At 73.1% G+C, this 10,453-nt stretch carries 7 protein-coding genes; all 7 read right to left on the reverse strand.

The genetic code is table 11. The features are described from left to right. Nucleotides 1–14: 14 nt before the first annotated feature. The gene (locus tag ACFHWE_RS20505) at nt 15–1,592 is read right to left on the reverse strand and encodes an MFS transporter (RefSeq protein ID WP_416603343.1); all 1,578 of its coding nucleotides are present in this window, start codon (nt 1,590–1,592) and stop codon (nt 15–17) included. A 284-nt stretch (nt 1,593–1,876) separates the two neighbouring features. Then, nucleotides 1,877–2,635: a thioesterase II family protein gene (locus tag ACFHWE_RS20510; RefSeq protein ID WP_416603344.1), complete on the reverse strand. Its 759-nt coding sequence runs from the start codon at nt 2,633–2,635 to the stop codon at nt 1,877–1,879. Nucleotides 2,636–2,642: 7 nt separating this feature from the next. Then, nucleotides 2,643–3,740: a class II histone deacetylase gene (locus ACFHWE_RS20515; RefSeq protein ID WP_416603346.1), complete on the reverse strand. Its 1,098-nt coding sequence runs from the start codon at nt 3,738–3,740 to the stop codon at nt 2,643–2,645. Nucleotide 3,741: 1 nt separating this feature from the next. Beyond that, nucleotides 3,742–4,044 (reverse strand): hypothetical protein, encoded by a 303-nt coding sequence (locus ACFHWE_RS20520; protein ID WP_416603347.1) that lies wholly within the window; start codon nt 4,042–4,044, stop codon nt 3,742–3,744. A 50-nt stretch (nt 4,045–4,094) separates the two neighbouring features. Further along, complete coding sequence (locus tag ACFHWE_RS20525; RefSeq protein ID WP_416603349.1) at nt 4,095–7,814, reverse strand: aminotransferase class I/II-fold pyridoxal phosphate-dependent enzyme; 3,720 nt, start codon at nt 7,812–7,814, stop codon at nt 4,095–4,097. After that, entirely contained in the window at nt 7,811–8,932 is a 1,122-nt protein-coding gene (locus tag ACFHWE_RS20530) for a DNA alkylation repair protein (RefSeq protein WP_416603350.1), read from the reverse strand. The genes ACFHWE_RS20525 and ACFHWE_RS20530 overlap by 4 nt, the downstream gene beginning before the upstream one ends. Beyond that, nucleotides 8,922–10,453, reverse strand: a 1,532-nt coding sequence (locus ACFHWE_RS20535; RefSeq protein WP_416603351.1) for an acyltransferase domain-containing protein, incomplete at its 5' end; no start/stop codon positions are given. The genes ACFHWE_RS20535 and ACFHWE_RS20530, both read right to left, overlap by 11 nt.

The following is a 10,453-nucleotide window of genomic DNA, read 5'->3' on the forward strand; positions in this document are numbered from 1 at the left end:
ACTGGTGCGGCGGGTCAGTCGCGTGACGGGGCGGCGGGGACCCGGTCCTGCTCGTCGGATGCCTGCTCACCGGCGCCCATGGCGGGCAGGTAGCGCAGCGCGGCGACGATCAGCAGGGCCATGAGGACCGACAGTGCGGCGTTGAGGCCGCCGACGACGGTGACGGCGTCGGTGAAGGCGGCGCGGGCGGCCTCGACGACGGACGCGGCAGCCGGCGCGGGGAGCTCCTCCGCCGCCACGGACGCGGCCGCGATCGAGTCCTGGGCGGAGGCGGCAGCGGCCGTGTCCAGTCCGCCGGGGACGGCCACCGAGGAGCGGTAGACGAACGCGCCGACGCTGCCCAGGACCGCCACGCCCAGCGCGGTGCCGAGTTCGGTGCTGGTCTCCGACAGGGCCGAGGCGGATCCGGCGCGTTCGGCGGGCGCGGCGGCCAGGACGAGGTCGGTGCCCAGGGCGATGAGGGGGCCGCCCCCGCCGAGGATGAGGGTGAAGGCCACCACGGTGGTGGTGGCGCTGTCGGAGCCGTCGACGAAGGCGAGGACGGTGTGGCCGGCGGCGGAGACCAGGAGGCCGGCGGCGACCACGTAGGCGGGCCGGACCGACGCGGCCAGCGCCGGGGAGGACATCGAGGTGACGATCAGCAGGAGCGCTCCGGGCAGCAGCCACAGTCCGGCCGACAGCGGGCTCTGGCCGACGACCAGTTGCAGGTACTGGGTGACGAAGAGGTAGGTGCCGCCGGCGACGACCATGGTCAGCATCATGGCCACCAGCAGGACGCTGAAGGCCCGGTTGCGGAACAGGCCGAGGTCGAGCAGGGGGTCGGACAGCCGCCGCTGGCGCAGGACGAAGAGTACGCCGACGACCAGACCGGCCGTGAGCGCGGCCAGGGCCGTCACGGAGACGCCGTCGCGGGCCAGTTCCTTGAGTCCGTAGACGATCGGCAGGAGGGTGCCGAGGGAGAGCACGACGCTGAACAGGTCCAGGGATCCGGCGTCAGGGTCCTTGAACTCGGGGAGCAGCAGCGGTGCGGCGACCAGCAGCACGGCCATGACCGGCACGGCCATGAGGAAGACCGAGCCCCACCAGAAGCTCTGGAGCAGGGCGCCGCCGACGATGGGACCGAGGGCGATGCCCACGGAGAAGACCGTGGCCCACACGGCGATGGCCGTACCGCGTTCGCGCGGGTCGGCGAACATGCCGCTGATGAGGGCGAGAGTGGAGGGCATGAGGGTGGCGCCGGCCAGTCCCAGGAGGGCACGGGCGGCGATGAGTGCTTCGGGGGAGGAGGCGAAGGCGGCCAGGACCGAGGCGGCACCGAACAGCGCGCTGCCGATGATGAGGAGTCTGCGGCGACCGATGCGGTCTCCGAGCGTGCCCATGGTGACGAGGAAGCCGGCGATCATGAAGGCGTAGATGTCGATGATCCACAGCAGTTGATTGCCGTCGGCGCCCAGGTCCGAGCTGATGTGGGGCGCGGCGAGGTTCAGCACGCTGATGTCGATCGAGGCCAGGAGTGTGGGCAGGGCCAGGACGGCGAGTCCGACCCATTGCCTGGCTCCGGCTTTCGCCGGGGCCGCGGGAGTGTCTGTCATCTGTTTTCGCGCCTTTCTTATCCCAGGGGGAAGGAATTTCCCTCGGGTTCTTCCGCTACTGCCTGTGCGACGCACACCTGTGCGCTTTGTTACGCAGAACTAGAGGCTCACTGTTCACGTGTGCCCCTTCTTCATCCTGTTATTCATAGTGGATTTCTCGCTGCATCGTGTGACGACCGTGATCGGAAGGGAAGTATCATGACGAAAGAGGTGAAAGTTAATACTGCCTTCCGCGTCACCCTTCTCTCCCCGCGTCCCGTTCATCACGTTTGGAAGCCGGCAGTTCAGGCACGCGGCAGCGCAGCGGAGGTCTCCGGCAGCGCCGCCAGCACATGGCCGACCACCGCGGCGGCGGCCTCCGGCCGGAAGAGGTAGAAGTGGCCGCCCTCCAGCAGCTCCCACCGGAACCCCCCGCTGGTCTCCAGCTCCCACAGGGCCATGCGCTCGGTGACCACCACCGGGTCGTCCACGGCGCCCACGGCGAGAATCGGCACGGCCGTCTCGGAGGCGGGGCGCGTATGGAGCTCCATGGCCTCCAGATCGGCCCGCACGGCGGCCAGAAGGGGGCCGAGGAGCCCCCCGCCGGAGCCCAGGCGCGCGGGCATCCCCCCGATCCGCACGAGGTGCTCCAGGAGCTCGTCGTCGGATCGCCGGTGGGCGAAGGGCTCCGTGGAGGGGAAACAGGGCGGCTGGCGGGCCGAGACCACGAGCAGACGCGGCGGGCGCCCGGCTGCCTCCAGCCTGCGGACGAGTTCGTATCCGAGCACGCTGCCGAAGCTGTGGCCCACGACCACCGTCGGCAGGTCGTCGAGTCCGGACAGCTCCGCCGCGATCCCGTCCGCCATGGGCTCCACCCGGCGCAGCGGCTCCTCGGCGATCCTGGCGCCGTGCCCGGGTGCCTGCGCGACGAGCAGTTCCACGTCGTCCGGCACCAGGGGACGCCACGGGGCGAACGCGGAGGGCCAGCCCCCCGCGTGCGGAAGCGCCACCAGGCGCCTCCGGACACGGTCGGCTCGGCCCAGGGATGTCAGCCAGTTCGGCATGGTCTCCTCACGGGATCAGGGGGTGGTGACCGCACAGGAAGTCGATCACACGCTTCTGGTGGGGCTGGAGGCGCTGCCCGGGCAGGTGGTCTAGCGAGTGGCGGAAGGGGTCCTCCGGCGGAGGGGCCCCCGCCACGGCGCTCGCCGTGCCCAGGACGAGCATGGGCTGGTACCAGGGCGAGTAGCCGCCCTCGTGCACGAGCACGCACCGCCCACCGCACAGCTCGGCCGCCAGGTCGCACACCCGACGGGTCAGGGAGTGCAGGGTGAGGCTGGTGCACAGCATGCGCCCCATGGGGTCGTGGCCGCTGGCGTCGACGCCAGCGGCCACCAGGATCAGTTCGGGGCCGAACGTACGTGCGGCGGGTGCCACCAACCGGTCGAACGCGCTCAGGTACGCCTCGTGGCCCGACCCCGGGGGCAGGGGGACGTTCAGGGTGGTACCGGCCCCCGCCCCCGCACCGGTCTCGGTGACGCCGCCCGACCCCGGCGGGAAGAGCCCGTCCTGGTGGATGGAGGCGTAGAGCACGTCGGGGTCCTCGTAGAACGCCTTCTGGATGCCGTTGCCGTGATGGACGTCCCAGTCGACCACCATCACCCGGCGCAGGCCCAGGCCCTGCGCCACCCGGGCACCGACGGCGACGTTGTTGAACAGGCACAGGGCCATGGCCCGCTCCGGCTCAGCGTGGTGGCCGGGCGGGCGTACCAGGCAGTAAGCCCGTTCACGGCCGCCCTCGGCCACCTCGCGCACCGCCGAGACGCACGCCCCGGCCGCCAGGCGCGCGGCCCGCGCACTGTGGTGGTTGACGTGGGCGTAGACCCCGGCGTCGCCGCCGCCCCTCGCGGAGGCCTCCTCCACCCGGGCGATGTGCCGGGGCGTGTGCACCAGCTCCAGCTCCTCGTCCGAGGCGGGGGCGGGGGTCCGGCAGTCGAAGACGTCGAGGACCCCCGAGGCCCGAACCAGGCCCTCCGCACGCCGCAGGTCCGGGTCCACGGCGTGCTGGCGCAGCGGTTCGACCCACGGGCCGACCGGCACGTAGCCCGACCCCTGCCCGGGGTCGTGCCAATGGCAGAACTCGTGGCTGTACCACGCCGGAGCGGGCACTTCAGGCGGTTCCCCTCATGACGACGGTCAGGCCGCCGGCCCGGGAGACGCGGTCGCGGTGGTACTCCCGCTCGGCGTCGGGGACGCGCTTGGTGTCCAGGATCGTTTCCAGCCAGCCGAGGACCCGCTCGGTCTCGTCGGTGGTCAGGCCGCGTCCCGTGGTCTCCTCCTCCAGTGCTCGGATGCGGCGGGCGGGTTCGACGACGCCCTGGTCGTAGGCGTCGCCGTCGGGGCCGTTGTTGCGGGTGCAGGCGATGGCGGTGAGGACCGCGCCGAAGAACTCGGAGCCGGTGGTCTGGGTCATGTCCGTTCCCTTCCGGTGGGGTGTGGGGTGGTCGCCGAACGCGGGGGTGGTCAGCCGATCAGCCCGAGGCGGCGCCCGGCCTTCTCCAGGATCGAGGCGGCCTCCTCCAGGTCGTCGGCGGAGTGGCTGAGGTTGACGATCGTGCGCAGCCGCGGCAGCGCGCGAGGCACGGCCGGGTAGACGATGGGCTGCACGAACAGCCCGTCCTGCTGGCACAGCCGGGCCAGTTCCTGGGCCTGTTCGGCCGAGGAACACAGGATCGGGACGACGGGGGTAGCGCTGTTGAGCGTGTCGAAGCCCAGGGAGTGCAGCCGGTCGCGGTACCCGTCGGTGAGCCGGCGCAGCCGCCCGACCATGTCGGGGGCGGCCCCGATCACCTCGAAGGCGGCCTTGGCGGCGGCCATCTGCGCCGGGGTGGCGGCGGCGGAGAACATCCAGCCGCGGGCGTTGTTCTTGAGCGCGAACACCAGGTCGCGGGAGCCGGCGACGTAGCCGCCGGCGCTGGGCACGGTCTTGGACAGGGTCCCCATCTTGATGTCGACGCGTGCCGGGTCCAGGCCGAAGTGCTCGACGATGCCGTGCCCGGTGTCACCGAGGACGCCGATGCTGTGCGCCTCGTCCACCATCACCGGGGCACCGTACCTCTCGCACAGGTCGAGGATGCCCGGCAGGTCGGCGATGTCGCCGTCCATGCTGAAGACCGCGTCGGTGACGACGATGCGCCCTGTCCCCTCGGTACGGCGCAGAGCCCGCTCCAGGTCACCGAGGTCGTTGTGGGCGTAGGTGACCACGTCGGCTCCGGTCATGCGGTAGCCGTCGAGGATGCTGGCGTGGTTGTACACGTCGCCGATGACCGCGTCGCCGGGGCCCAGGAGCGCCGCCAGGGTGGCCTGGTTGGCCATGTAGCCGCTGGAGTAGACGATGGCGTCCTCGGTGCCGAGGAACCCGGCGATGGTCGCCTCCAGTTCGCGGTGCAGGTCGAGGGTGCCCGCCAGGAGGCGCACGCCGTGCGCGGCCGTCCCGCAGCGGTCCAGCGCCAGGTGGGCCTGGGCGTCGATGTAGTCGTGGCCGATCAGCCCGAGGTAGCTGTAGGAGGCCAGGTTGATGAACCACCGGCCGTCGAAGCGGATGCGCGGGCCCTCGGCCGCCTCGATGACGGGTTCGTAGAAGTAGCCGTCGCGGGCGACGATGGCGCGGTCCTCGGCGGAGAGCGCGTCGATGCGCCGGTCGAGGAAGGTGCCGCCGGGGCGGTCGGACAGGCGGCCGGGCAGTGTGCGCCCCGGGGTCCGGGCTGGGGCCGTGAGGGCCCGGGAGGCCGCCGGAGCCGGCTCGGTGGTCGCGGGCCGCCGGGAGAGGGGCGGCCGGGACGCGGGAGCGTCGAACGCGGGGGCGGGGGCGGCCGGTGCGGCGGAAACGGGTTCGTGCCGGTACTGGTCCCAGGGCGGCGTGAAGCTCCCCGGCTGCGGTGCGGGGGCCTGTTGCGGGGCCGGGGCGGAGACGCGCTCCGGCGGCGCGGGCCGGGGGGCCGCGCCCGCCTGCTCCAGGTGGGCGAGCAGGTCGCGCAGGTCGGGCCGGTCGAAGAGGACGGCCGTGTCGATGTCGATGCCCCGCGCGGCCAGCGCGGAGCCGACCTCCACCGCCGTGATGGAGTCCAGACCCAGCTCCAGCAGGTTGTCGTCGGGGGTGAGCCGCTCCAGACGCAGGGTGTCGGTCAGGATGTCGCGCAGTGGTGTCCACAGGTCGTCGGTGGTGGGCATCTCTTCCTCCTGGGCCGGGGGCGGCTGGGTCAAGACGTAGTCGTCGGGGGGCAGGGAGAGCACGGTGTCGAGCAGGGCCAGCCCGGCCTCGGCGGGCAGAGCGGGGATGCCGCGCAGGGACGCTCCGTCGGCCACGCCCTCGCCCATGCCCACCTCCCACAGCCCCCAGGAGAGGCCGTACCAGGGAAATCCCTGGCGGCGCTGGGACGCCGCGAACGCCTCCATGTAGGCGTTCGCGGCCGCGTAGGCGCTCTGCCCGAGGTTGCCGTGCACGGCCGCCACGGAGGAGAACACGGCCACGAAGTCCGGGGCGGTTCCGTGCAGGGCGTCGGTGAGCGCGTGCACCCCGCCGACCTTGGGGTGCAGGACCTCCGCGGCCTGCGCCGGGTCCAGGGAACGGACGAGGCCGTCGCGGAGTACGCCCGCGCAGTGGAGGACGCCGTGGAAGGGGCCCAGGCCGCTGAGCACACCGGGGTCGCACACGTCGCCGGTGCGCAGGACCACCTCGCAGCGCTCCGCGAGGCGACGCAGGCGCTCAGCGCGCTCACCGGAACGGGGTTCGGTACGCCCCACCAGGGTGAGGTGGGCACAGCCCAGGTCCGCGAGGTGTTCGGCCACGTGCAGGCCGATTCCGCCCATACCGCCCGTCACCAGGAACCTCCGTCCGCGGACGGTGCGGGGGCTCCGTGCGGTGGCGGGGGCCGGGGCGGCGCCGGGGGCGTGCCACTGTCCCCCGCGCAGCCACAGTTCGGGCCGGTCGAAGCGGACCTCCTCGGGGGACAGGGGGGTTCCGCCCAGGTCGACCAGGTGCAGCCGGGCACGGGGCAGCTCCTTGCGCAGGCTGCGCACGAAGCCCCACAACGCGGCCTGGGCGGGGTCGGGGGGCGCGTCGGGGGTGCCGTGGGCGCCGTCGGTGACCACGGTGAGGGCGGGCGGGGGGCGGCGCCGGGCCAGGGGCGCGGCGAGCCCGAGGAAGTTCTGGACGAGGCGGCGGGCGGCGTCGGGGCCGACCGCGTCGCCCGGTGCGACGTAGACCAGTTCCTCGGCCGTCCGCACCGCCTCGGGCGGCTCCTCGCCCTCCCGCGCGCTCCCTCGCAGGACCAGCGGTTCCGGGCCCGCGGGTTCGGGGGCGGGCCGGACGGGGCTCCAGACCATGCGGTCGATTCCGGTGGACGGCGCGGGGCCGTCGGCCGGGGCCGCGGTACCCCTCGGGGAGGCGGCCCCGTGCGCAGGCGTGGCCGCCGGGCCGGGCGGTTCGGCGGCGGAGCGCAGGGTGACGCCCTCGGCGGCCAGCAGCAGTTCCCCCTGCTGTGAGTGGATGCGGATCCTGCCGCGGACCATGCCCGCTCCTCCGCCGGTGCGTTCGACCAGGGCCCACACGCTCCCGGTGACGCGGCGGCGGACCGTGAGGGAGTGCACCGACCAGGGCAGGCACAGTCCACCGCGGCCCTCGTCGAGCCACCCCAGGCACTGGAGCGCGGCGTCCAGCAGTGGGGGCGGGAGGAGGTGGGGGCTCACCGCCCGCTCCTCGGTGCGCAGCAGGGCTAGGGCCCGGTCCGGGCCCCGGCGCAGGGACCGCACGGCCCGGAACGTGGGGCCGTAGTCGATACCGCTGGAGTCCTGCCAGCGGAGGAAGCCGTCAGGGTCGACGGTGTCGGGGCAGCTCGCGGTGAGCGCCGCGATGTCCTCGTAGTCGGGCGGGCCGAGGGGCCGACGCACCGCCCCGGCCCGGGTGTGGTCGGTCCACCGGTCGGTGCCGGGCGGCCGGGAGCGTACGGTGCACTCCCCTTCCGGGTCCAGGGCGGTCTCCACCTCGACCCCGGTGTCGGGCACGTGGAGGGGGGCGAGCAGGCCGACGCGCTCCAGGGTCCAGGAGTGGCCGGGTTCGAGGGCGTCCAGGGCGGTGAGCAGGGAGTCCAATTGGGCGGCGGCGGGCAGGACCGCCCGGCCGCCGACGAGGTGGTCGGCGGCCATGGGCTCGTCCCGCGGCACGAGGTTGCGGAAGACGTTCATCCGAGGAACTCGAATCTGTCGGTGGCCAGGGTGAGTCCGTTGACCTGGATGTCGACGGGGTGCTCACCGGGGTAGTACGTGCGGGTCTGGACCTGTTTGATGGTGTGCGTCTTTTCCAGGTGGCGGGTCTGACCGGGGGCGAGTTCGACCTCGGTGAGCTTGAAGACCTTGGGGATGAGCCGACCGTTCCTGCGCACGTGGTGCACGGCGTAGTCGACGGTGACGCGGTGGCTGCGGCTGTCGGTGTTCTCCAGGGAGAAGCGGAGCGTGAGGGTGTCGCCGAGGCGGACGGCGGCCGGGCGGACGGTCAGGCCGTGCACACGCATGTGTTCGCCCCCGGTGGCGCCGAGCAGGGCCAGGGCCTCCTGGTCGCCGCTCTTGACCAGGGTGCGCAGCGCGTGCCTGACGATCCACGCGGTCTCGGGCGTGGGGCTCTCCCTGGTCCAGCGCGCCGCGGTCTCCAGCACGAGGGCGGGGTGGTCCTTGGACAGGTCGTTGAGGTTGTTGGCGACGGACTTGCGCACGTAGTCGGAGGGGTCGCTGCGCAGGTGCTCCAGGATCTCCAGGACGGGGGACGGATCGTCGACGAAGAAGGGCAGCCGGCCCGACCAGGGCAGGCGGGTGCGGATCCCCTCGCTGGCCAGCCGCCGCACGTTGTGGCTGGGGCTGTGGGCCCACCGGGCGATGCGCTCCATCGCGGCCTCGCGGTGGGCGGTGATCAGGGGGCGGATCGCGTACTCGCCGGTGTGGCAGCGGGTCACCTCCTCCAGGAAGTCCAGGGACTCCTCGGGGTGGTCGAGCCCGTACTCCTCCACGTACCGGGCGACGGGCATGAGGAACCAGCTCACGGTGAACATCCCCTGTCCCTCGGGGAGCTCGTCGACCAGCGTGCTGCGCAGGACTTCGAGGGCCTTGGGGTAGTCCTGGGGCAGGCGTGAGCGCAGGCCCTCGGTGAGGACCAGAACGCGGTCCTTGAGCTCCAGGCCGGGGACGCGCCGGTCGACCTCGGCCGCGTAACCCGCGGTGTCGAACCGGGGCATGACCGTTTCGATACTGGTACCGAGAATTGTGGCCGTTTCTCCGGTGAAGTGCTTTTTCAAGCCGTATTCACTTGACATTCTGGGCTCCCTCACGAAGGTCGAGGACGCCGAGCAGCGGATGGCTCGGGAAGGCCACGGAAGGGGCTTCCGAGGGGGCCGAACCGCGGCTGCCGACGTTCTCACTGGGCACGGAATCGGCCGCCCTCTCCGGGATCCAGAAGCTCCTCCGGTGCAGAGGGCGGCCCGGAACGTGCGTCAGGCTATCGCCCTTTCCCCGGTGCAGTCCGGCCCATTCCAACTCCCTTCCCGAGTCCCGGTGGTACTGCGCGACCCGCTCCAGCAGGCCCCGCTGCTCGGGGCTGTTCCTGCGCAGGGACGGATACCAGTGGTTGCCCTGCCCGCCGACGGTCGAACGCACATGGGGGATCAGGTGCGGCTGCGGTCCCACCTCCCAGAAGAAGCGCGCGCCGAACCCGTGCACCGCGGCCGCGGCCGCGCCGAAGCGCACCGGTCGGCGCACCTGCGACGCCCACGTCCCGGGGTCGGCCACCGACTCGGCCGTGTGCCAGCCGCCCGCGGCGGCGTCGGCCAGGGCGACGGCGGGCGCGCGCCGCTCCACCTCCGCCACCGCCTCGGCCAGCGGGCCCACAGCGCCCTCCATGTGCGCCGAGTGGAAGGCGTGCGACACCTCCAGCAGACGTGCCCCGGGCGCACCGATCCGCTCGGCCAGGGCGACGACCGCGGCCCTGGGGCCCGTCACCGTCATGTGCACCGGGGAGTTGTGGGAGGCCGTCTCCACCCCGGGGTACTCCGCCAGGAGCCGCTCGGTCTCCTCCACAGGACCGCTCACCGCGGCCATAGCGCCGGTGTCGGGCTGCTCCTGCATCAGCCGGGCCCGCAGCGCCGTCAGCCGCAGCAGGTCGGGCAGGGAGAACACCCCACACGCCCAGGCCGCCGCCAGCTCCCCCAGACTGTGGCCCACGGCCGCGTCCGGGCCGATCCCCCACGACCTCAGCAGCGATACCAGCGCCACCTGGGTGGACACGATCGCCACCTGGGCGTGCTCGGTCCGCTCCAGCAGCGGACCCCGGTCCCCGAACAGCAGTTGCCTGAGGGGGACGCCCGTGTGGGGCCCCAGCAGTTCCTCGCACTCGTCGATCGCCTCCCGGTAGACCGGCTCGCACTCGTACAGCTCCCGGCCCATCCCGGCGTGCTGGGATCCCTGGCCGGTGAACACGAAGGCCGTCGGCGCACCGCCGCCGCGCACCGCCGTCACCGGTGCCTCGCCCGCGGCCACGGCGCGCAGGTCGCGTTCGGCGCTCCCGGGTTCGGTCACCACGAGTGCGCGGTGACGGTGGAGGGGGCGGGCGGTGTTGGCCGTGCAGGCGAAGTCGCCCAGCGGCGTAGCGCCGACCGCGTCGGCGTAGTCGGCGGCGAGCGTGCGCACGTCCTCCTCGGTGGCGGCGGAGACCCTGATCAAGTGCGCCCGCTGGGGCGGACGGTCGTCGGCGGCCGGTGGTGCGGGGGGCTCCTCCACCACCACGTGGGCGTTGACCCCGCCCATCCCGAACGCGCTCACCCCCGCACGCAACGGCACAC

Source organism: Nocardiopsis sp. LOL_012, from assembly GCF_048060475.1.
In the GTDB taxonomy this organism is placed as follows: domain Bacteria; phylum Actinomycetota; class Actinomycetes; order Streptosporangiales; family Streptosporangiaceae; genus Nocardiopsis.

Coding starts and splice junctions, on each gene's coding strand:
- ACFHWE_RS20505 (WP_416603343.1), bottom strand. CDS start 1,592: ATGACAGACACTCCCGCGGCCCCGGCGAAAGCCGGAGCCAGGCAATGG.
- ACFHWE_RS20510 (WP_416603344.1), bottom strand. CDS start 2,635: ATGCCGAACTGGCTGACATCCCTGGGCCGAGCCGACCGTGTCCGGAGG.
- ACFHWE_RS20520 (WP_416603347.1), bottom strand. CDS start 4,044: ATGACCCAGACCACCGGCTCCGAGTTCTTCGGCGCGGTCCTCACCGCC.
- ACFHWE_RS20525 (WP_416603349.1), bottom strand. CDS start 7,814: ATGAACGTCTTCCGCAACCTCGTGCCGCGGGACGAGCCCATGGCCGCC.
- ACFHWE_RS20530 (WP_416603350.1), bottom strand. CDS start 8,932: ATGTCAAGTGAATACGGCTTGAAAAAGCACTTCACCGGAGAAACGGCC.